Origin of the sequence: Thermus neutrinimicus, assembly GCF_022760955.1 — a bacterium.
Classification (GTDB): Bacteria; Deinococcota; Deinococci; order Deinococcales; family Thermaceae; genus Thermus; species Thermus neutrinimicus.
Map to the genome: position 1 here is coordinate 59,064 of NZ_JAKTNU010000003.1, position 19,179 is coordinate 78,242.

Annotated in this window: 21 protein-coding genes and 1 other RNA gene; 14 read left to right on the plus strand and 8 right to left on the minus strand. The window is 64.6% G+C overall.

Annotation, left to right across the window (positions count from 1 at the left end):
* Positions 1–2: 2 nt before the first annotated feature.
* Both mraZ and rnpB read right to left on the minus strand, forming a co-directional pair.
* Positions 3–437, minus strand: a complete 435-nt coding sequence (mraZ, locus tag L0C59_RS03525) for a division/cell wall cluster transcriptional repressor MraZ (RefSeq protein WP_243089839.1) — start codon at positions 435–437, stop codon at positions 3–5.
* A 186-nt stretch (positions 438–623) separates the two neighbouring features.
* Positions 624–991: RNase P RNA component class A (gene rnpB / locus L0C59_RS03530), an RNA gene on the minus strand.
* A 43-nt stretch (positions 992–1,034) separates the two neighbouring features.
* On the opposite strand from rnpB, the gene L0C59_RS03535 reads away from it, so the two are divergent.
* From L0C59_RS03535 to L0C59_RS03545, 3 genes are all read left to right on the plus strand, one after another.
* Positions 1,035–1,217 carry a hypothetical protein gene (locus L0C59_RS03535; protein WP_243089840.1) on the plus strand — a complete coding sequence of 61 codons (183 nt, stop codon included), beginning with the start codon at positions 1,035–1,037 and terminating at the stop codon, positions 1,215–1,217.
* A gap of 80 nt (positions 1,218–1,297) precedes the next feature.
* Positions 1,298–1,513: a 50S ribosomal protein L31 gene (rpmE, locus tag L0C59_RS03540; RefSeq protein WP_015717326.1), complete on the plus strand. Its 216-nt coding sequence runs from the start codon at positions 1,298–1,300 to the stop codon at positions 1,511–1,513.
* A gap of 307 nt (positions 1,514–1,820) precedes the next feature.
* The gene (locus tag L0C59_RS03545; RefSeq protein ID WP_243089841.1) at positions 1,821–2,399 is read left to right on the plus strand and encodes a thymidine kinase; all 579 of its coding nucleotides are present in this window, start codon (positions 1,821–1,823) and stop codon (positions 2,397–2,399) included.
* On the opposite strand, the gene L0C59_RS03550 is transcribed toward L0C59_RS03545, so the two are convergent.
* Positions 2,393–2,800, minus strand: a complete 408-nt coding sequence (locus L0C59_RS03550) for an Hsp20/alpha crystallin family protein (protein ID WP_243089842.1) — start codon at positions 2,798–2,800, stop codon at positions 2,393–2,395. The two genes, L0C59_RS03545 and L0C59_RS03550, sit on opposite strands and share 7 nt — an antisense overlap.
* Before the next feature lie 18 nt (positions 2,801–2,818).
* Here L0C59_RS03550 and miaA point away from each other — a divergent pair, with 18 nt between their 5' ends.
* Genes miaA through L0C59_RS03570 form a run of 4 tightly spaced genes read left to right on the plus strand, consistent with a single transcriptional unit; the run spans position 2,819 to position 7,004 of the window.
* Complete coding sequence (gene miaA / locus L0C59_RS03555) at positions 2,819–3,727, plus strand: tRNA (adenosine(37)-N6)-dimethylallyltransferase MiaA (RefSeq protein ID WP_243089843.1); 909 nt, start codon at positions 2,819–2,821, stop codon at positions 3,725–3,727.
* 7 nt (positions 3,728–3,734) lie between these two features.
* Positions 3,735–5,150: an Asp-tRNA(Asn)/Glu-tRNA(Gln) amidotransferase subunit GatA gene (gene gatA, locus L0C59_RS03560; protein ID WP_243089844.1), complete on the plus strand. Its 1,416-nt coding sequence runs from the start codon at positions 3,735–3,737 to the stop codon at positions 5,148–5,150.
* Positions 5,150–5,893, plus strand: coding sequence for a 3'-5' exonuclease (locus L0C59_RS03565; protein ID WP_243089845.1), 744 nt, complete (start codon positions 5,150–5,152; stop codon positions 5,891–5,893). The genes gatA and L0C59_RS03565 overlap by 1 nt, the downstream gene beginning before the upstream one ends.
* A gap of 1 nt (position 5,894) precedes the next feature.
* The gene (locus L0C59_RS03570) at positions 5,895–7,004 is read left to right on the plus strand and encodes a hypothetical protein (RefSeq protein WP_243089846.1); all 1,110 of its coding nucleotides are present in this window, start codon (positions 5,895–5,897) and stop codon (positions 7,002–7,004) included.
* Here L0C59_RS03570 and csaB read toward each other — a convergent pair.
* The 4 genes from csaB to L0C59_RS03590 are packed head-to-tail and all read right to left on the minus strand — an operon-like array spanning position 6,967 to position 11,472.
* On the minus strand, positions 6,967–7,971 hold the full coding sequence (csaB, locus tag L0C59_RS03575; RefSeq protein WP_243089847.1) for a polysaccharide pyruvyl transferase CsaB: 1,005 nt from the start codon (positions 7,969–7,971) through the stop codon (positions 6,967–6,969). The genes L0C59_RS03570 and csaB overlap by 38 nt on opposite strands.
* Positions 7,956–9,656: a DUF5693 family protein gene (locus tag L0C59_RS03580; protein ID WP_243089848.1), complete on the minus strand. Its 1,701-nt coding sequence runs from the start codon at positions 9,654–9,656 to the stop codon at positions 7,956–7,958. The genes csaB and L0C59_RS03580 overlap by 16 nt, the downstream gene beginning before the upstream one ends.
* Positions 9,653–10,285, minus strand: a complete 633-nt coding sequence (gene udk, locus L0C59_RS03585) for a uridine kinase (RefSeq protein WP_279232487.1) — start codon at positions 10,283–10,285, stop codon at positions 9,653–9,655. Before udk ends, L0C59_RS03580 begins: the two co-directional genes overlap by 4 nt.
* A 56-nt stretch (positions 10,286–10,341) precedes the next feature.
* Positions 10,342–11,472 carry an ABC transporter ATP-binding protein gene (locus L0C59_RS03590; RefSeq protein WP_243089850.1) on the minus strand — a complete coding sequence of 377 codons (1,131 nt, stop codon included), beginning with the start codon at positions 11,470–11,472 and terminating at the stop codon, positions 10,342–10,344.
* 277 nt (positions 11,473–11,749) lie between these two features.
* Between L0C59_RS03590 and mscL the strand changes: the two genes are divergently transcribed.
* The gene (gene mscL / locus L0C59_RS03595) at positions 11,750–12,130 is read left to right on the plus strand and encodes a large conductance mechanosensitive channel protein MscL (RefSeq protein ID WP_243089851.1); all 381 of its coding nucleotides are present in this window, start codon (positions 11,750–11,752) and stop codon (positions 12,128–12,130) included.
* Here the strand turns inward: mscL and L0C59_RS03600 are convergent.
* Positions 12,084–12,944 (minus strand): hypothetical protein, encoded by an 861-nt coding sequence (locus tag L0C59_RS03600; protein WP_243089852.1) that lies wholly within the window; start codon positions 12,942–12,944, stop codon positions 12,084–12,086. The genes mscL and L0C59_RS03600 overlap by 47 nt on opposite strands.
* Before the next feature lie 109 nt (positions 12,945–13,053).
* Between L0C59_RS03600 and L0C59_RS03605 the strand changes: the two genes are divergently transcribed.
* The 6 genes from L0C59_RS03605 to L0C59_RS03630 are packed head-to-tail and all read left to right on the plus strand — an operon-like array spanning position 13,054 to position 19,174.
* Positions 13,054–13,383, plus strand: a complete 330-nt coding sequence (locus L0C59_RS03605) for an ArsR/SmtB family transcription factor (RefSeq protein WP_243089853.1) — start codon at positions 13,054–13,056, stop codon at positions 13,381–13,383.
* Positions 13,380–15,035 (plus strand): proton-conducting transporter transmembrane domain-containing protein, encoded by a 1,656-nt coding sequence (locus L0C59_RS03610; protein ID WP_243089854.1) that lies wholly within the window; start codon positions 13,380–13,382, stop codon positions 15,033–15,035. The genes L0C59_RS03605 and L0C59_RS03610 overlap by 4 nt, the downstream gene beginning before the upstream one ends.
* On the plus strand, positions 15,032–15,886 hold the full coding sequence (locus L0C59_RS03615; RefSeq protein ID WP_243089855.1) for a respiratory chain complex I subunit 1 family protein: 855 nt from the start codon (positions 15,032–15,034) through the stop codon (positions 15,884–15,886). Before L0C59_RS03610 ends, L0C59_RS03615 begins: the two co-directional genes overlap by 4 nt.
* Complete coding sequence (locus L0C59_RS03620; protein ID WP_243089856.1) at positions 15,874–16,506, plus strand: hypothetical protein; 633 nt, start codon at positions 15,874–15,876, stop codon at positions 16,504–16,506. Before L0C59_RS03615 ends, L0C59_RS03620 begins: the two co-directional genes overlap by 13 nt.
* Positions 16,506–17,855, plus strand: coding sequence for a proton-conducting transporter transmembrane domain-containing protein (locus L0C59_RS03625; RefSeq protein ID WP_243089857.1), 1,350 nt, complete (start codon positions 16,506–16,508; stop codon positions 17,853–17,855). Before L0C59_RS03620 ends, L0C59_RS03625 begins: the two co-directional genes overlap by 1 nt.
* Entirely contained in the window at positions 17,843–19,174 is a 1,332-nt protein-coding gene (locus L0C59_RS03630; RefSeq protein WP_243089858.1) for a hydrogenase large subunit, read from the plus strand. The genes L0C59_RS03625 and L0C59_RS03630 overlap by 13 nt, the downstream gene beginning before the upstream one ends.
* Positions 19,175–19,179: the final 5 nt, after the last annotated feature.

Sequence of the window (19,179 nt, forward strand, 5' to 3'; positions counted from 1 at the left end):
TCCTATCCAATGAGCCCCTTGAGGGCCTCGGGGGCCGGGGGGTTTTGCATGATTTCCTCGATGGTCTTCCACCAGCGTTCCAGGCTCCAAATCTCCAGCCTTCCCGGGGCACCGGCGATCACCACTTCGCCGCCTTCCTGGAGGCCAGCGAACTGGCGGAGCGGCGGGGGAATCAGGACCCGGGAGGCGTTGTCCATGCGGGTTTTGTGGGCTCCGGAATAGAAGAAGCGCACAAAGGCCCGGGCTTGGGCGTCGGTGAGGGGGAGGTTCACCAGCTGTTCCTCAATCTTGCGCCAGCGGTCCGAGGGGAAGACATAGAGGCAGCCCTCCATTCCCCGGGTGAGCACCAGGCCGTCCTCGAGGAAGTCCCGGAAGGGGCCGGGGATCACCACCCGCCCCTTGTCGTCCAGGCTGTACTGGTACTCGCCGAAGGGCATTTCCCACCTGGTCCCACCCTCTGGGGCTGGCCGGGCTTGGGCGTCCGGTTAGGAGCCTTACCCACAGAGGGGTTCTTGCCAAGGAGTATATCACGGATTCCCCACAGTTTTCCACTAGCTCCCACTTATGTCCCACTTTCTTCCCACCCTCGAGGCAAAGAAAAACCCCAAGCCGAAGCTTGGGGAGCCCCAGGACAGGGCGTAAGCCGGGTTCTGTTTTCGGCGGTCATCTCTCTGGGACCGGCGTCGCCGCCGGCCTCAAGCGGCCCATCCCAGGGGTTGTGACGGGCCGGGCAAGCCCTTCCCCTCTACTGGGCCTTGCACCGGGTGGGGTTTGCCGTGCCGCCCCTGTTTCCAGGAGGCGCGGTGGGCTCTTACCCCACCGTTTCACCCTTGCCCGCACCAGGTCTCGCCTGGCCGCTGGCGGTCTTTTCTCTGTGGCACTTTCCGTCGGGTTACCCCGCCCAGCCGTTAGCTGGCACCCTGCCCTATGGTGCCCGGACTTTCCTCGCCTGGGAGGATCGGCCCCCGGGCGCGACCGCCCCCCTTTCCTGGGGCATCCTTTATTCTAGCTCAGCCAGGGGTTAAAGTGAAGGTGTGAAGCTTCCCTGGTATCTGCCCCTTCTCCTCCTCTTGTTGGCCCTGGTGGGGCTTGGGGTTTTGGGGATTCTCTGGCTCCTGGCGGTCTTAGGCCTGGGGATAGGGCTGTTCTGGGTGGCCTGGGAGCGGCTACGCCGCCGCCTCTTTGGTCCCAGGTGGCGCCGCTTACCCCCGCCTTGAGGTTGCGGGATGGCCCTAGGCCCTGGTAGAGTGGGAGATGGTTTTGCGCACGGCCAAGACCGTGCGAAAGGAGGCGAAACGTGAAGGAAGGCATCCATCCCAAGCTGGTTCCCGCCCGCATCATCTGCGGTTGCGGCAACGTCATCCACACCTATTCCACCCGTCCGGAGATCCACGTGGAAGTTTGCAGCAACTGCCACCCCTTCTACACGGGGCAGCAGCGCTTCGTGGACACGGAAGGCCGGGTGGAACGCTTCCAGCGCCGCTACGGAGACTCCTACCGCAAGGGGCGATAGGAGTCTAGGAGGTGGGGCGAGGCCGTGTGGGCCTCGCCTCTTCCTTTTGTGGCCACAGGAAAGGGGCTTTTCCTCCGTCTCACCTCCACGGGGAGGTGGGCTAGCGGGTTTTCTGGGGCCCCCTCTTCTCCCAAAGGGGCCAGGTGTTCCTCCAGCCCCAAGGCTTCGGCCGGGGTCTCGTCCCGGGACAAGGCCAGGTGGGGCCGGGCCTCCCCGCCAAAGCCCTTCTCCAGGTTTCCGGAACCCCCCTCCAGGGCTATTCCGGTTTGCGGCAGGCATAGGGCCCTTAGGTAGAATCCGGGGCAGGATGCCTCCGGTACTGCACCGCCAAGGTTGGATTGAGGTTATTACCGGGCCCATGTTCTCCGGCAAGAGCGAGGAGCTCATCCGCAGGGTCAAGCGGGCCCTCATCGCCCGGCAGCGGGTGTTGGTGTTTAAGCCCAGGCTGGACACCCGCTACCACGAAAGCCAGGTGGTGAGCCACGACGGCCAACAGGTGGAGGCGATTCCCATAGCCCACGCCCGGGAGATAGAGGCCCGCTTGCGCCCTTTGCCCCAGGTGGTGGCGGTGGACGAGGTCCAGTTTCTGGACACAGGCCTTCTGCCCTTGGCGGAAGGCTTAGCCCGCCAGGGGGTACGGGTGATCCTGGCGGGGCTGGATTTGGACTTCCGGGGTGAGCCCTTCGGCCTCATGCCCGAGCTCTTGGCCCGGGCGGAGTTCGTGGAGAAGCTTACCGCCATCTGCGCCCAGTGCGGAGCCCCCGCCACCCGCACCCAGCGCTTGGTAAACGGACAGCCTGCCCGTTACACGGACCCCATCATCCTGGTGGGGGCCAAGGAGCACTACGAGCCCCGCTGCCGGGCCTGCCACCAGGTTCTTTACTGAGATAGGGGTAAAGAGGTGCCCTTCCGCTTCTTGAAGCGCACCTCCAGCACCCCCTGGCGGAGGCTGGCCTGGGCGGTGCCCTCCTCTATGGGGCCGGGTAGGTCCAGGGTGCGACGAAAGGTGCCCATGGGCCGTTCCTCCAGAAGATAGACCCCGGGCAAGGGGTGGCGCACCCCGGCCAAGGTGATGCGGCTTCCCTCCTCCAAAAGCTCCAGGTCCTCGGGGCGCACCCCGGGAAGGTCCACCAGGAGGACGTAGTGATCCTCGTCCTCGAGGAGGTCCACCTTGGGGGTCCAGGCGGCGGGTTCCTCCCCCGTGAGCTGGTAGGCCAGCTCGGCGATGCGCTCCTGTAGCTCTTTCAGCTTGCGCAGGGTCTCCAGGCGGTCTAGGCGCTCCAGCATGCCCTTAGCATAAAGGATGTGGAGGCGATCCCGGTCCTGGCGGGCCCCACGGGGAGCGGAAAGACCCTCCTGGCCTTGAGGCTTGGGGAGGAGCTTCCCCTCGAGGTGGTTTCCGCCGATGCCACCATGGTCTACCGGGGCCTGGACATAGGCACCGACAAGCCCAGCCCAGAGGAGAGGCAGAGGGTTCCCCACCACCTGGTGGACGTCCTGGAGCCCTCGGAGGCCTTGAGCGTGGTGCGCTGGGTGGAGCTGGCGGAGGCGGCCATCGCCGATACCCTGGCCCGGGGAAGGGTACCCTTGGTGGTGGGGGGGACAGGGTACTACATCCGGGCTCTTTCCCAGGGGCTTCCCACCCTGCCCCCGCCTGATCCGAGGGTCCAAGAGGCGCTTTGGCGGGAGCTTGCGGAAAGGGGTATTGAGGCCTTGGTGGCGGAGCTTTCCCGGGTTAGCCCGGAGGATGCCCTGCGGGTGGATGGGAACCCGAGGCGGCTGGTGCGCGCCTTGGAGGTTCTCCGGCGCACCGGCCTGCCCCCTGCCCGCTTTCCCCCACGCCCGCCCCGCTTCGCCTTCAAGAAGCTGGTCCTCTGGCCCGAGCGCAGTTGGCTTTTCCCCAAGCTGGAGGAAAGGGCAAAGCGCCAGTTCGCCCGGGGTCTGGTGGAGGAGGTGAGGGCCCTGGTGGCCCGGTACCCCGCCATGCCCACGGCGCTTCAGGCTATTGGTTACAAGGAGGTGGTGGGGTACTTGCAAGGAGCCTACAGCCTGGAGGAAGCCCTGGCCCGGGACATCCGGGCGGTTAAGGCCTACGCCAAGCGACAGTACACCTGGTTTCGCCACGAGCCGGGGGACGTCACCTATTTGCCCAGGGGAGGGGAGGAGGGTTACCTGGGCTTTCGGGACTGGCTTAGCCTTCACTTCGGGCTATAGTAGGGGCATGTTGGCCCACGAGATCCGCGCCAAGGTGGCGCAAGGGGAGGTATCTCCCCTGGAGGTGGTCCAGATTTATCTGGAGCGGATCCGCTCCTTGGACCCAGGCCTCGGAGCCTTTCTCACGGTAAACCCAAGGGTGCTGGAGGAGGCCAGGTCCTTGGACCCTTCCCTCCCCCTTGCCGGCCTTCCCGTGGCCGTTAAGGACAACATTGTCACCAAGGGAATCCCTACCACGGCGGGCAGCCGTCTTTTAGAAGGATTCCTGCCCCCTTATGAGGCCACGGCGGTGGCCCGGCTAAAGGCCCTGGGCGCCCTGGTCATAGGCAAGACCAACCTGGACGAGTTCGGGATGGGTTCCTCCACCGAGCACTCCGCCTTTTTTCCCAGCCGCAATCCCTTTGACCCCGCCCGGGTCCCCGGGGGGTCCAGCGGGGGAAGCGCGGTGGCGGTGGCGGCGGACCTGGCCCCTTTGGCCCTGGGCTCGGATACCGGGGGTAGCGTGCGCCAGCCTGCGGCCTTTTGTGGCATTTACGGCCTTAAGCCCACCTACGGCCGGGTAAGCCGGTTTGGCCTCATCGCCTACGCCTCGAGCCTGGACCAAATCGGCCCCATGGCCCGCTCGGTGCGGGACCTGGCCCTTCTCATGGACGCCATCTCCGGCCCCGACCCCTCCGACGCCACCAGCCTGGACCTGAGGCCCCGGTTCCAGGAGGCCTTGGAAGCCCCCCTGCCCTCCTTGCGGCTTGGGGTGGTGCGGGAGGCCCTTTCCGGGAATAGCCCTGGGGTGGAGGGGGCTTTGCAGGGGGCCCTGGAGACTTTCCAGAGGCTTGGTCTTGGGGTGAAGGAGGTGTCCTGGCCTTCCCTGCCCCTGGCCCTGAACGCCTACTACATCCTGGCCCCCGCGGAGGCCAGCTCCAACCTGGCCCGCTACGACGGGACCCTTTTCGGCTACCGGGCCGAGGGGGAGGAGCTATGGCGGGTGGTGGAGGAGACGCGGGCCCGGTTTGGTCTCGAGGTGAAGCGCCGCATCCTGGTGGGTACCTTCGTGCTCTCCAGCGGGTACTACGAGGCCTACTACGGCCGGGCCCAGGCCTTCCGCAGGCGGCTTAGGGCAGAGGCCCAAGCCCTCTTCCAGGAAGTGGACCTTCTCCTCCTCCCCACCACCCCTCATCCCGCCTTTCCCCTGGGAGGCAGGCCCGATCCCTTGGCCATGTACCGGGAGGACCTTTACACCGTGGGGGCAAACCTCACGGGCCTTCCCGCCTTATCCTTCCCCGCGGGTTTTGAGGATGGTCTTCCCGTGGGCCTTCAGCTTTTCGCTCCCTGGGGGAGGGATGAACTCCTCCTGCAGGCGGCTTTGGCCTTTGAGGAGGCTACGGACCGGGCTTTCCTTCGCACCCCCTTGGGCGAGGCGCTATAGTGGACGCCCTCTTCCGCCACCGCCTGGCCACCCGCCTGGCCCGAAGGCTTAGGGCCGAGGGCAGGCCCTTGCCCCTTCCCGCCCTGGGGGAGGCCCTGGGGCTGAGGGGGCCGGTGGAGCCCGTGGTGCGGCCCCTGCTGGACGGGCGTTTCCGCCTGGGGGAGGAGGTGGAGCTTTGGGAGTGGTACTATCCCTTCCCCCATCCCGGGGAGGCGGTGGTGGTGTTGGACCTGGAAACCACCGGGCTTTCCCCTGGTCTCAACGAGGTGATCGAGCTGGGCTTGGTGCGGCTGGAAGAGGGGGAGCGGCGGAGCTTTCAAAGCCTGGTGCGCCCAAGCCGCCCTCCCAGCCCATTCATTGAAAAGCTTACAGGGATTTCCGCTTGGGAGCTGGAGGAGGCTCCTCCCCTCGAGGAGGTTCTGGAGAAGGCCTACCCCCTCTTGCGGGGGGCCACCTTGGTGATCCAAAACGCCAGCTTTGACCTGGGGTTCCTGCGGCCTGCCCTGGAGGGCATGGGTTACTTCCTGGAGAACCCGGTGGTGGACACCATCCGCCTGGCCAAAAGGGCCATGCCGGGGCTAAGGCGCTACGGCTTGGACGCCCTTTCCCAGGTCCTGGAACTTCCTCCTCGGGAAGCCCACCGGGCCCTTGGGGATGTGGAGCGCACCCTTGCCCTGGCCTATGAGATGTATTATATGCTCACTGCAGGGATTCCCCGTCCCTTGGTGGACCTCGGGAGGTGATATGACCGCGCGCTATGTGCTGACCAGCACCTGTATTCAAACGGGCACCATGGCCTTAACCGTCTCCCTCCGCCAGCACCTCCTCGGCAAGGAGCGGGCGCGCTTTGTGGATGAGGATGGGGAGGTGTACGAGGTGGAGGTGGACTGGAAGCAAGGGGTGGTGCGGGGGCTTCTGCCCTACTACCACAAGCGCCGCCTGGCTGTGAACGAGACCATCCTCCTCCACTTTCGCGGGGAGGAGGTGGAGCTTAAAGCTGCCCCTAGGGGTGGGCCCCGGCTGGGGCAGGCCGAGCCCAAGGAAGTCGGCCCTGCCGAGAGGTGGGAGGCCAAGCCCCTTCCTTCCCAAAAGGACCCGGAGGAGGCCGGGGATCCCCGGCCGGAGAAGAAGCGGGTTCGGGTCACCCCTTATCCCAAGGAGGTGCTTTTTCCCAATGAACCCCTAAGGGCTTTGAACCCCCCAGGGGTGACCGAGGACTTAAGGCGACTTGGCTTCCTTCTGGAGGAGGGCCCACCTTGGGTGTATAAGGCCTCCTTGGGGCGCCGCCAGGTGCGTTTGGTCTTGTTGCGCCCGGGGGAGGGGGATCCGGGCCTCCTCAAGGCCTACCGCCAGCAAGGGGCTTACGTGGCCATCCTGGCGCCGGAATCCCAAAAGGAAGGGGTGCCGGAGGGGGTGGGCTACCTTTCCCCGGAGGCGGTGAGCCGCCTGGTGCGCCTAAAGGCCCGCTTTCCCCTTTCCCCCTTGGACCTGGAGGACCTCCTTCGGGAAGGCTTGGTGGACCTCGAGGCGGTGGAGTCCCTGGAGGACCGGTTGGTGGCCGAGCTTTCCGAACGCGGGGCCTTCGCCGCCTTCCTCCTGTTGCTTTCCCGCAAGCCCATGGGAGAGGTGTTTCTGTTGGCGGATCTGGAGGCGGAGGCCTTGGAGGAAGGCCTCGTCCCCGAGGTGGTGCGCCAAGGGGTGGAGGTACTCTCCCAACCCCCCTTTCTCGTGCTTAAGCGCCTTTCCCCAGGGGAGTTCCTGCTAAGGCAGGGGGTGGAGGAAGCCCTTGCCGACCTCGAGGCCTTCGCCCAGGGGCTTAGGAGCCGCTTGAGCCGCGTCCGTGGGTCTTTTTGACCAGGCTGGCCTCTCCCAGGGCCAGGTCAAAGCTCTGCCGAGCCCTTTCCTTCAAGGCCGCCACCTTTTCCCAGTCGGGGTAGCGGCCGTACATGGCGGCCTTGGAAAGCTTGATGGGGTCGCCGGGAAACTCCTGGTAGTAGGCCCCGGTTTCCTTGGCGAAGGCGGCCACCTTGGGGTCGTAGGAAAGGGCGGCGAAGGGGGTGCCGGCGGCCGCGGCCAGGATGAGGCCATGGAGACGCATGGAGATCACATACCCCGCCTGGGCTGCCAGGTAGAGGACCCGCCTGGGGTCCGAGGTGGCTTCTATACGGTGCAGGCGGAACACCTTGGCCACCTCGTCGTCGTATCCGGGCTGGAGAAGGAGGACCAGCACCCTTCTCCCCTCGTGCACCAGGTGGTTGGCGGTGATGTAGAGGTTGGTGAGGGCTTCCTGGTCCACCCCAGCCCGGGGGATGACGAGGACCAAGTCCTCTTCCCGCTTTACTGGGGGCGGGGAAAGGAGGAGGGCGGGGTCGGCGCCCAAGGAGGGGGATAGGCCTAGTGTTCTGGCGTATTCCCAGGAATCTTGGTCGCGAAGGATTATGGGTACCCCCCGCAAAGCCCGTTTTACCTGCTTTTCCCCCCAAGGGGTAAGGGGGCCCAGGGACTGGTTGAAGACCACCACCTTTTTGCGGAAGAAGCGGATAGCCCGCAGCACGGACAGGTAGTAGAGAAGGCTTAGGGAGCTGGTAGCGTCCTGCAAAAGCCCTCCGCCCCCCAAAAGCCACAGGTCCGCCTGGAGAAGGGCCAAGGGGTTTAGGCGATGGGCAGCCCGGATCCCATGGTCCTTGGCGGTCTGCCTGGGATCGCCGGAAAGGGCTAGAACCTGGTGCCCCCGGGCCCTCAGCTCCCGGGCCATGGCCTCGAGGATGGCCTCGTCCCCGGCGTTTTTAAACCCGTAGTACCCCGCTACCCCAACCACCATGCCCGAAGCCTCCTTACCAGCATAACCCCAAGAAGCCCCAGGGAAAGGCCCAAGAGTGCCCCATTCACCACCCGGAAGAAGGAGATGGGAAGGGGGGTGTGAAAGTGGCTGAAGGTGTTCAGGATGGAGGCCACCCCTAGGGCGGCGAGGAAGAGGAGGCCGTTTTGTACCCACTTGGGCCAGGGAAGGAGGAGGGCCAAAGGGAAGAGGGCGTGGCCGAAGACCTCCTTGAAGCGAGGGCGCACCATGAGGTCCTGGAGGAGGCTTCTAAGCCTCAGCTCCAGATCCGGGACCAAGGGGGCCTCGTTGCCCCGGCGCAGGAGGGCCAAGGCCAAGAGGAAAAGGGCAAGCCCGGCCAAGGCCACCTCTCCCAGGCGCAAGGGGTGCAGGAAAAGCCGGGTTAGGCTGTCCTTGAAGTCCCTATCCAGGAAGCTGAAGCCCACCAGGAGGGGAGGCACCAGGAGGGTAAGGGAGACCCCCCTAAAGGCTTGGATCCCCAACACGGTTTCCGGGGTGGAGCCCAAGGCCGACAGGAAAACCGTCCCGGCCAGGGCGTAGCCCAGGGCGCGAAGCCACATCCAGAGGCCATTCCTGGGTCCCAAAAAGCCCAGCACGGGGAAGACCAAGGCGGCGAGGAGGGCGCCCGCTTGGCTTCCCGCATACCCCAAGGCCAGGAGGAGGAGGAGGAAGGCCACCCACGGCCCGTACACGGGTAGCCCCAGGGCCAATAGCCCTAGCCCCGACGCCACCCCCACCCAGGCGGCAAGACGGAGGGGGCTTGGGGCGAACTGCCGGACCACGGGGTAGCCCCGGGGGATGTGGCTGGCCTTCAGGCCCTCCTGGATCCGCATAAGGAGGCGCTCCGTGTCCTGGCGGTAGGGATAGGGCCGCAGGTAAAGGATCTGGTGGCCCCGTTCCCGGGCCGCCAGCACATACTTGTCCGCGGCCTCCTCGGGGGTTAGGTTGAGCTGCCACTCGTACCGCAGGCTGAAGAGCCTCAGGATGCCCTTTTCCCGGTAAGTGGCAAGCCCGGGTTGCGGAGTGCCCTCAATGAGGGCCACGGGTACCGGCACCAGCTTCTTGGCTTCCCCCAGGCGGTAGGGGTAGCCCAGGGCCTCGAGGCCGGCGAAGACCACGGCATCCGCCTCATTGGGCACGATGGGCAGGGAGGGGTCCAGGCGGCGGAAGCGCTGGTTGATGGGGCGGACCGCTACGAAAAACCCTGCTTCCTTGGCGGCCCGGACCTCCTCCAGGGGGTAAAAGGCAGGGAAGGCCTGGACATCCAGGGGAAAGCCCAGCCAGGGACCCACCCATTCATGGGGAAGGTCATAAGCCCCTTGTAATAGCTCTAGAAGCTTTCCGTCGCCCCGGAGGTAGTACCAGCTGGGTTTGGCGGGTAATCCTGCTTCCAAGAGCTCCCTTCCGGTCCGGTAGAGAAGTGCCCCCTGGCCCACCCAGTCCTTCACAAACCGTTCCGGGAAGGCCACCCCTGTGACCCCCAAGGGACGATAGGCCTCCAGCGCCTCTAAGAGGCTTAGCCCTTGGCTTCGGGCCTCCTCCCTAAGGGCCTCCGCATCCAGGAGGAGGGCCACGGGACCGGGCCGCTCCGCCCGTAACCGCGGCAGAAGGGCCAGAAGGGAGGGCACCAAGGCCAGAAGGAGGAGGAGGTGGAGGATCCTTTTCATGCCAGCTCCATCCCTGCCAGGCGGGCCAAGGCCTTGGCCTTGAGCATCTCCAAGGCCACTGGGTTCTGCCCGCCACCGGGCAGGATCACGTCCGCATGCCGCTTGGTGGGTTCCACAAAGGCCAGGTGCATGGGCTTTACCTTCTCCAGGTACTGGCGCACCACGCCTTCTAGGCTACGCCCTCGTTCCCTCACGTCCCTTTCCAACCGCCGGATAAAACGCTCGTCGGCGTCGGCATCCACGAAGACCTTGAGGTCCATAAGGGCCCTGAGGGGCTCGGGGTAGAGGACCAGGATGCCCTCGAGGATCACCACGGGAGCGGGCAGGACTCTTTCCGTCCTCGGGCTTCGGGTATAGGCCCGAAAGTCGTACAAGGGCATCTCCACCGCCTGCCAGGAAAGCAAGGCCTGCACGTGCTTAAGGTAGAGGGGAAGGTCAAAGGCCTCCGGGTGGTCGTAGTTGGCTTGGAGGCGCTCCGGAAAGGCCAGGTGGGAAAGATCCCGGTAGTAGTGGTCCATGGGTAGCAGGGCCACCCGCTCCCCCAGGGCCTGGGCCAGGGAGCGGGCCAGGGTGGTTTTGCCGCTGGCGCTACCGCCAGCAATGCCTATGATGAAGGGCTTATGCCGCAGGCTCACCCTTCCATGATAAGGGCGGGGGAGGTCCTCCCCCACCCGGAAGCCTCATCCTACCGGGCCACCGCTTCCCGCTCCTGGGCGTGGCCGATGGTCATGTCGCTCTCCACGTCAAAGGCATGGAGGCGGGAGGTGTCCGCCAGAAGCTCCACCTTGTCCCCGGGCTTCACCGGGGCGTGGCCGTCCACCTTGGCCACCAGAACCGTGCCGTCCACGCTCACGTGGATCTCGGTTTCCGCCCCCAGGGGTTCGGCCACCTCCACCTCGCCCCGGATGACGTTTTCCCCCTCGGGGATCACCGTGAAGCCCTTTAGACCCAGGTGCTCGGGGCGGATGCCCATCCAAACCTCCTTGCCCCCGTAGGGCCTCAAGGCTTGGGCCAGGATGGGGTTAGCCCGGACCCGGAAGCCCGGGGCCGCCAGGTATACCCTTTCCCCTTGCACCTCTACCCCGGCCCGGATGAAGTTCATGGAGGGGCTACCGATGAAACCCGCCACGAAGCGGTTGGCGGGGAAGTCGTAGAGGTTTAAGGGGGTGTCCACCTGTTGGATCTCCCCGTCCTTCATGACCACGATGCGGTGGCCCAGGGTCATGGCCTCCACCTGGTCGTGGGTCACGTAGATGGTGGTGACCCCAAGCCGCCTTTGCAGCTTGGCGATTTCGGCTCGCATCTCCACCCGGAGCTTGGCGTCCAGGTTGGAAAGGGGCTCGTCCATGAGGAAGACCTTGGGTTCCCGCACGATGGCCCGGCCCATGGCCACCCGCTGGCGCTGGCCGCCGGAAAGCTCCCGGGGTTTGCGGCTTAAGAGGTGCTCGATCTTGAGGATCCGGGCGGCCTCCTTCACCCGGCGGTCAATCTCGTCCTTGGGGTAGCGCCTCAGGCGCAGGCCGAAGGCCATGTTCTCGTAGACGTTCATGTGGGGGTAAAGGGCGTAGTTCTGGAAGACCATGGCGATGTCCCGGTCCTTGGGAGGCACGTCGTTCACCAGGCGATCGCCGATGTAGATACGGCCCTCGGAGACCTCCTCGAGGCCAGCGATCATCCGCAAGGTGGTGGTCTTGCCGCATCCTGAAGGCCCCACGAAGACCACGAACTCCCCGTCCTCGGTTTCCAGGTTGAAGTCCTTGACCGCCACCACCTTGCCGAAGCGCTTCCAAACGTGCTCCAGCCTAACCTTGGCCATGCTTTACCTCCTAAGCCCCACGCTTTGAGCCTGCAAGGTAGCCCTTCGGGCTAACCTTGGCCCATCGGGGGTTCAAAGGCATTATATACCGCCTGGGCCTCTTCCTTTGGCAAGGGTATTTCCAAACGCGGGCCAGGTGTGGAATGCAGGGTAAGGGCGGGAGGGACCCTTCGGGCGGGGGTTCTTTTCACGGGATTTTCAAGGGGGGTGCGTAACATGGATAATGGTCCGGAATTCGGACCGGGTTTTACATCAAGGAACGCGTAGGGAGGTACGTATGTTGAAGGGTTTTAGGGATTTCATCCTGCGGGGCAACGTGGTGGACCTGGCGGTGGCCGTGATCATCGGCGGGGCCTTCGGCCAGGTGGTGAACTCCTTGGTGGCGGATGTCATCACCCCCTTGATCGGGGCTTTGGGAGGGGCGCCGGATTTTTCTGCCATCAAACTGGGGCCCATCGCCTTGGGGAAGTTTATCAACGCCGTGGTCAACCTCCTGGTGGTGGGAGCCGCCGTTTACTTCCTGGTGGTGGTGCCCATGCAGGAGCTGGAGAAACGGCGTAAGAAGGCGGAGGAAGCGGCCCCACCTCCGCCCCCTGAACCCCCGGAGGAGGTCAAGCTTCTGAGGGAGATCCTGGCGGAGCTGAAGCGGAAGGCCTAAGGCGATTCCAAATAAAAAGGGCCAGATACCCCAGGCCGAGTTCAGGCCTGGGGTTGCCCGTCACGCTGAGGGCGAAGGCGTGGAACAAAAGGCTTTCCAGGGCGTGGCGCGGGGAGTGCAGGAAAAGCGCCTTTAGGGCCGGGCCTTGCCGCCAGGCAAGAAGGCCCAGGTAGGGGAGGTAGGGCCAGGGCCCTGTGGGGAATCCCAGGGCGGAAAGGCCTAAAGCGGTAAAGGCCAGGCCCCGGAGGAATGGCAGGGGATCTGGGGATACAGGATGGAGCTCATCCCAGGGAAGGGTTTCGTCCCCTGGCCAGGGAGCCTTGAGGATTAGAAGCCTCTTTCCCTCGTGCCCGCCCAGGTAGATAAGGGGGTGGGGGGCCACGCCCAGGGGAAGGAGACGGCTTGGGTCTTCCTGAAGGGCTTGGTACATGAGGGGGTCCAGGGGAAGCCCGTCCACCAGGTACCAGGCGTGGGGCTGGCCAGAGAGGAGAAAGCCAAGGGCCCTTTCCACCTTATGCCCCTTGTGGGCCAGGATACCGGGCCAGGCCTCGGGGGGTTCAGGGAGAAGGGCTTTTCCCCAAGGGGGCAAGTGCTTCAGGGCCTCGGTCTTTAGCGAAAAGCGCACCTCGAGGACCTCCCCCTCCTGTAGGGAAAAGCGGGCCAGGATGTTGCCCTGGGCCTCGTACACCTCCTCGGGACGCTGGGAGAGGAATAGGTCGCCCACCTTTTGCCCGGGAAGGCTTTGGGGTAGGGGAAGCAGGAGGGTTTCCCCCCCTGGGCTTCGGCGGCGAAGGCGAAACAGGGGGTCTGGCATAATGGGGCCACCGGCGGGACATGATACCACGTGGGGGTGTTGACAGGAGGGAGAGATAGGCCTAAGGTTGAAAATATGCGACTTTATTCATATAGCCAAAGGAGGATGTATGCCTAGCGCCCTCCACCGCTATAAGGCGGAGTTCTTCAAGGCCCTGGGTCATCCTCTGCGCCTGGCTATCCTGGATGCCCTGCGGAGGGGAGAGCGGTCGGTTTCCGCCCTGCAACGGGAGCTCGGGGTGGAACAGTCGGTGCTTTCAAGGCAGCTTTCCTTACTGCGGGAACGAGGGTTGGTGGAAGCCAGGAGGGAAGGGCAGATGGTCTACTACCGCACCCGGGATCCCGAGGTCTATGCCTTTTTGGACCTGGGGCGGCGGATCTTCGAACGCCACCTCGAGGCGGAGCGGGAGCGCTTGGACGCCCTTAGGGAGGAGGAATGAGCCCCCTTTGGACCTTCTTGCCCCTGGGTTTGGCCGTGGTGTCCGCTGGGACTCCCTGGCGTTTCCGGGGGCTTTCCCTCTCCGTGGGTTTGGCGGGCCTTGCGTGGGTGGCGTTGGGGGGGATGGGTTGGGCTTCGGGATGGGGCGCTCCCTACCTCTACCTGCTCCTCCTCGGGGCTTTGACCTTGGGCCTTGCCCCCTACCTTCCTGCCTACTTGGCCCTTCACCCCCGTGAGGCGCACCTCTATGCCCTTCTCATTCCCCTTTTCTTGGCTAGCATGGCGGGGGTGGCCTTGACCTCCCCCGGGTTTGGCTTCCTCTTTTTGTGGGAGGGCATGGCCCTTTTGGGCTATTTTCTGATCGCCCTCGAGGGGCCAAACGCCCTGGCAGGGGCCCGGGCCTTTTTCCTGGCGAGCCGCCTTTCGGGGGCTGGGCTTTACCTGGCCTTTCTGGGACACGCGCACCTTGGGGCCGATTGGGTGTGGGCTGGGCTTCTTTTGGGCTTTGGGGTGAAGGCGGCCCTCTTCCCCTTCCACACCTGGTTGCCCCAGGCCCACCCGGTGGCCATCAGCCCGGTTTCGGCCCTGCTTTCTGGGGCCATGACCAAGCTGGGCCTTCTCGGCTTGTACCAGTCCCAGCACTGGTTCGGCCCACCCCCACCTTGGGTGGGGTGGGTTTTGCTCCTCCTGGGCCTTTCAGGTGCGGTGTATGCCTTGGTGCGGGGCCTGGGGGAGGAGGATCTTAAGGGGGCATTGGCCTACTCCAGCGTGGAAAACCTGGGCCTCATGCTTTCCGCCTTGGGGGCCTATTTTCTGAAACCCATACCCCTGCTCCTGGGGGCCTTCTTCCTTCACCAGGTGGCCCACGCCCTGTTCAAAGGGCTCCTTTTCCTGGGGGCAGGTACCTTGGCAGAGCGGCGGATTTCCCATCTGGGCGGGCTTTTCCGCAAGGCCCCTGAGCTTGGAGCCCTTGCCTTGTGGGGGATGGTGGCAGGGGCAGGCCTCCCTCCTGGCCCGGTTTTTCTTGCGGAGTGGCAGCTTTACCAAGGCTTGCTGCAAGGGCCTTTCCTTGTTCCCTTGGCCGCCGGAGCCTTGGCCTTGGTGGGGGCCTTGGCCCTGTATTTTTACGTGCGCCTTTTCGGGTTGGCCTTTTTGGGCCTGCCTCGAGGCGAGGTGGAAGTGTACCGGAGCCAGGGTATGCACCTGGGTCTTGGGGTTTTGGCGGGGCTCCTCCTCCTATTAGCCTTGGCGCCCGGACTGGTCCTGGAGCCCCTTGGGGTTCGCACCTACCCTAACTGGGTTCTCCTTACTCTTCTTGGGGTTCTGGCTGGGGCGTTTTACCGGGGCCTTCTCCGGAGGCCCATGCGGGTATACGGAACCTGGGACTGCGGTTTCCACCCCCTCACCCCTAGAATGCAACCTAACGGCCTGGGCTTCGCCGAACCGGCCCTTCGCCTTTTCCCGTTCCTTCGCCTCCAGGTGGGGGAGCGTCCCCATCTGGAGGAACCCTTGGCCGAGGTATATCCCGGAATGGGGCACCTCTACGCCCGCCTTGCAGCCTTGGTGCAAACCCTGCAGTCGGGAAGCCTGCACCTTTACCTTCTCCTGCAGCTCCTCACCTTAGTGGTGGTTCTGGGGGTGGTCTTGCTATGACAGCGGCCTTGGCCTTATTGTTGGCTCCGCTTTTTTCGGGAAGCGTCAAGTGGTTAAAGGCGCGGCTTACCCAACGGCAGGGGCTTAGCCCTTTAATGGAGTACCGGAACCTGGCCAAGCTTTGGCGCAAGGTCTGGATAAGGCCCCATACCACCACCCCCGTTTTCCTCCTCGGGCCCATCCTGGCCCTTTTGGGAACCGTGGGGGCTTTGGTCCTGTTGCCTGTCCTCCCCGGGCCGGCCTTCAAGGGGGACTTCCTCCTCGCCCTTTACCTCCTTGGCCTCGGGCGTTTTTTTCAAATGCTGGCGGCCCTAGATGCGGGCAGCAGTTTTGGAGCCCAGGGAAGTTACCGGGAAGGTGTGGTCACGGTGTTGGCGGAGCCTGGGACCCTTATGGCCATAGCGGGGGCAATCCTCTTGGGGGACGGGTTTTCCCTTAGCGGTTTACCCGAGCTTGGGGTGGAAAACAGCTTGGTGCTGTTGCTGGCCCTGGCTTCCCTTGCCCTGGCCCTCCTGGCTGAGGGAGCCAGGATGCCGGTGGATGATCCCACCACCCACCTGGAGCTCACCATGGTCCACGAGGCGCAGGTGCTGGACCACAGCGGGCCTCTTTTGGCCCTGTATGAGCTTGCAGGGTCGCTCAAGATGCTGTTCTATGCGGGCCTGATGGCCTTGTTGCTGCCGGGGTTCAAGCCCCTGGTCTTCCTGGGGGTGGTGGTGGCCTGGGTCTTGGCGTTGGCCTACCTGGAGACCTACGGGGTAAAGCTCCGCTATCTGAGGCTTCCCGACTTCCTTTCGTACAATACCCTTTTCGGGGTGCTGGCGCTTCTGGGGGCGGTATGGCGCTTCTAAACACCTTGGTCCTGGCGATCCTGTCCACAGGTTTCTTGATGGTGAGCCGCCGTAGCCTGGACGCCATCATTCGGCTCTACGCCCTGCAGAACATCCTCTTGGCCCTGGTTTCCTTTGGGCTTGCTGGGGGAGAGCTGCACTTCGTGTTGGCCGGTCTGGCCCTCTTCGCGGTTAAGGGGGTGCTCATACCCTGGTATCTGTTTTGGCTTATAGATCGCCTCGAGGTGAGCCACGAGGTGGAGGGGTACCTGTCCGTTTCCCTCTCCCTCCTTTTGGCGGGGCTTCTGACCGCCTTAGCCTTCCGGGTGGGGGAGGCCTTTGTCCTTCCCGAGGCTCCCTTGCCCCAAGGGGTGCCCGTGGCCCTGTCCTTGGTGCTTCTGGGAGTCCTTTCCATGGTGAGCCGCAAGAAGGCGATAAGCCAGGTTCTGGGCTTCCTAGCGCTGGAGAACGGGGTTTTCCTCATGGCCCTTTCCGAAAGCCACGGCTTGCCCCTCTTCGTGGAGTTGGGGGTGGCCTTGGATGCCTTCGCCGCCGTGTTCCTGGCGGGGATCCTCATCTTCCGCATCAAGGGGGAAATGGGGCATGTGGATACCGCGCGGATGCGCTCACTAAGGGGGTAATGGTGCTGTATCTTCTCGTCCTCTTACCCTTGGGGGTCTTCCTGGCCCGCAAGGAGGCCAGCCTGTTGGTGCGGCTTTCCGTTTTCGTGCCCCTCCTCAGCTTCCTTCTGGCCCCTTTCCTCCTGGGTGCGGCAGCCGGGCCTTTCCGGCTGGATGGGGTGGGGCTCTTCTATCTCCTTCTGACCGACCTGATCTACGCCCTGGTGGCGCTTTTTGCCCGGGGCTACTTTGCCCGGGAGGAGGCCTGGCGGTTCTACTGGGCGGGTGCCCTTTTCCTGGCCTCGGCCCATGGGGCGTACCTGGCCCACAATCTGGGCATGCTCTGGGTTTTCGTGGAGGGTAGCACCCTGGCCTCGGCCCTTCTGGTCTACCACAAAGGGGGGGCCCGGCCCCTCGAGGCCACCTGGAAATACCTCATGCTGGGCAGCGTGGGGATCGCCATGGGGCTCATCGGGGTCATCCTGGTCTACGCCCTGGTGGGCGGGGCCACCCTGGACTGGGGGGAGGTCCGGTCCCTGGTGGGAGAGGCCAACCCTGAGGGGCTCAAGGTGGCCTTCGCCCTCCTCTTGGTGGGCTTTGGGACCAAGGTGGGGCTTTTCCCCTTGCAGGCGTGGCTCCCTGATGCCCACGCCGAGGCCCCGGGGCCGGCCTCGGCTTTGCTTTCGGGAACCCTCCTCAACGTGGCCTTTTACGCCCTTCTCCGCTACGCCGCCATCATGCAGGCGGCGGGGCTCTTCCCCTTTTCTTCGAGCCTTTTCCTAACCTTCGGCCTGCTTACCCTTTTGTTTGCGGCTCTTTTCCTCTTTGGACAAAAAGAGTACAAGAGACTTCTCGCCTACTCCAGCATGGAGCACATGGGCCTAGCGGTCTTCGCCTTGGGTTTGGGACTGCCCTGGCTGGCCCTTTTCCATACCCTGGCGCACTCCGTGGCCAAGACCTTGGCCTTTCTGGCGGCCAGCGGTATCCTGTCTGTCACGCACGCCAAGGAGGTGGGGCGGGTAGGCGGGCTGGTCTTCCACCTCCCGGCTTTGGGGATCCCCTACGTCCTAGCCTTGGCGGCCTTGGGGGGCCTGCCTCCTTTTCCCCTCTTCTTCGCCGAGTTCAAGGCGGTGGAGGCGGCCATGCGCTGGCCTGGGCTGGCGGGGCTCTACCTTTTTGGCCTGGGTATGGCGTTTGCTGGCCTCCTTTCTCCCATGGCCCAGATGGGCTTCGGTAAGGGGAAGCCCCTTAGGGGACAGGGCCTGGACCTCTGGATTCTGTGGTTGCTCTTGGGCATCCTGGTGATCCTCGGCGTGTTCCCGGGGATGGAGGTGTTTAAGGGATTGGAGGTGGTGCTGTGGGGAAAGTGAGGGAGGCCCTGCGCGAGGGAAGGCCTGTGGCGCTTTTCCCTTATGGGGACCGGGTGGTTTTGTGGGTGGAGTACCCGGGGGGCGAGAAGGGGGTTTTAGGCCCCACCCAGGCCTTTTTCTTGGGAGAGAGGAGGCGCTTTCCCAGTCTGGCCGCCGAGTTTCCCGCTCTGGATTGGTTTGAGCGGGCCCTTTGGGAGAGGGGTTTTGAGCCGGTGGGGCACCCCGGGTTGAAACCCCTCAGGCGGCACGATCTTCCCCACACCTTCCGGGAGTTTCCCCACCTCCACGAGGTGCCTGTGGGACCGGTGCACGCGGGGATCATCGAACCCGGGCACTTCCGGTTTAGCGTTTTGGGCGAGCGGATCGTGAACCTGGAAATCCGCCTGGGTTACCAGCACCGGGGCCTGCTTTCCCTCATGCCGGGCAAAGGGGCTGAGGCCGCGCTCCTTCTGGTGGAGCGGGCGGGGATTGAGCCCGTAGCCCACGCCATGGCCTTTGCCGAGGCCTGGGAAAGGGCCTTGGGGTGGGGGGCTCCTCCTAGGGCGCAGTACCTTCGCCGGGCAGCCCTGGAGTTGGAGCGGGCCTTTGGTCATCTGGGACACCTGGCTGGGCTCTTCACCGACATCGGCTACGCCTACGGGGCCACCCAGGTGGGGCGGATCCGGGCTCTTTTGCAGGGGGAACTGGACCGGCTAACCGGCCACCGCTACGGGAGAAACTTCATAAGGGTTGGGGGGGTGTGGCGGGAGGGCCAGCCGGACCTCGAGGTCATCGCCGCCCATCGGGAGGAGCTGGCCCGCCTATTGCCCAGGCTTCTCAAAAATCCCCAGGTACTGGACCGTATGCGTTATGTGGGGGAGGTGCGCCGGGCTGAGGCCTTGGCCTTGGGTTTTGTGGGCCCGACGGCCCGGGCCAGCGGGGTGGGGAGGGACCTCAGGCAGGACGACCCCCTTTACCCCGGGTTTACTCCCGTGGTGCGCCAGGGGGGGGATGTGCTGTCCCGGGCGCAGGTGTATGCCGAGGAGGGCCTTAAGGCCCTGGAGTATGCTCTTTTCTTCCTTCGCCATCTTCCCGCAGGGCCTTTGGCCCTGGATCCCCCACCGGGAGAGGGCGAGGCCTTGGCCCGGGTGGAGGCAGGAAGGGGTGAGGTGGTGTGGTTTGTCCGGGTGGAGGCTGGGAGGGTGGTCGTGGCCGAAGGGGTGGACCCAAGCTTCAAGAACTGGCGGGCTTTGGAGCTTGCGGTCCGGGGGGAGGGTTTGCCAGACTTCCCCCTTTGCAACAAGTCCTTTGACCTCGCCTATGCGGGAAGTGACCTTTAGGGGAT

Bases quoted from the DNA above. Each gene is read 5' to 3' on its own strand.
- mraZ (WP_243089839.1), bottom strand. From the start codon at position 437: ATGCCCTTCGGCGAGTACCAGTACAGCCTGGACGACAAGGGGCGGGTG.
- L0C59_RS03545 (WP_243089841.1), top strand. From the start codon at position 1,821: ATGCCTCCGGTACTGCACCGCCAAGGTTGGATTGAGGTTATTACCGGG.
- L0C59_RS03550 (WP_243089842.1), bottom strand. From the start codon at position 2,800: ATGCTGGAGCGCCTAGACCGCCTGGAGACCCTGCGCAAGCTGAAAGAG.
- gatA (WP_243089844.1), top strand. From the start codon at position 3,735: ATGTTGGCCCACGAGATCCGCGCCAAGGTGGCGCAAGGGGAGGTATCT.
- L0C59_RS03570 (WP_243089846.1), top strand. From the start codon at position 5,895: ATGACCGCGCGCTATGTGCTGACCAGCACCTGTATTCAAACGGGCACC.
- csaB (WP_243089847.1), bottom strand. From the start codon at position 7,971: ATGGTGGTTGGGGTAGCGGGGTACTACGGGTTTAAAAACGCCGGGGAC.
- L0C59_RS03580 (WP_243089848.1), bottom strand. From the start codon at position 9,656: ATGAAAAGGATCCTCCACCTCCTCCTCCTTCTGGCCTTGGTGCCCTCC.
- L0C59_RS03590 (WP_243089850.1), bottom strand. From the start codon at position 11,472: ATGGCCAAGGTTAGGCTGGAGCACGTTTGGAAGCGCTTCGGCAAGGTG.
- mscL (WP_243089851.1), top strand. From the start codon at position 11,750: ATGTTGAAGGGTTTTAGGGATTTCATCCTGCGGGGCAACGTGGTGGAC.
- L0C59_RS03600 (WP_243089852.1), bottom strand. From the start codon at position 12,944: ATGCCAGACCCCCTGTTTCGCCTTCGCCGCCGAAGCCCAGGGGGGGAA.
- L0C59_RS03605 (WP_243089853.1), top strand. From the start codon at position 13,054: ATGCCTAGCGCCCTCCACCGCTATAAGGCGGAGTTCTTCAAGGCCCTG.
- L0C59_RS03610 (WP_243089854.1), top strand. From the start codon at position 13,380: ATGAGCCCCCTTTGGACCTTCTTGCCCCTGGGTTTGGCCGTGGTGTCC.
- L0C59_RS03615 (WP_243089855.1), top strand. From the start codon at position 15,032: ATGACAGCGGCCTTGGCCTTATTGTTGGCTCCGCTTTTTTCGGGAAGC.
- L0C59_RS03620 (WP_243089856.1), top strand. From the start codon at position 15,874: ATGGCGCTTCTAAACACCTTGGTCCTGGCGATCCTGTCCACAGGTTTC.
- L0C59_RS03625 (WP_243089857.1), top strand. From the start codon at position 16,506: ATGGTGCTGTATCTTCTCGTCCTCTTACCCTTGGGGGTCTTCCTGGCC.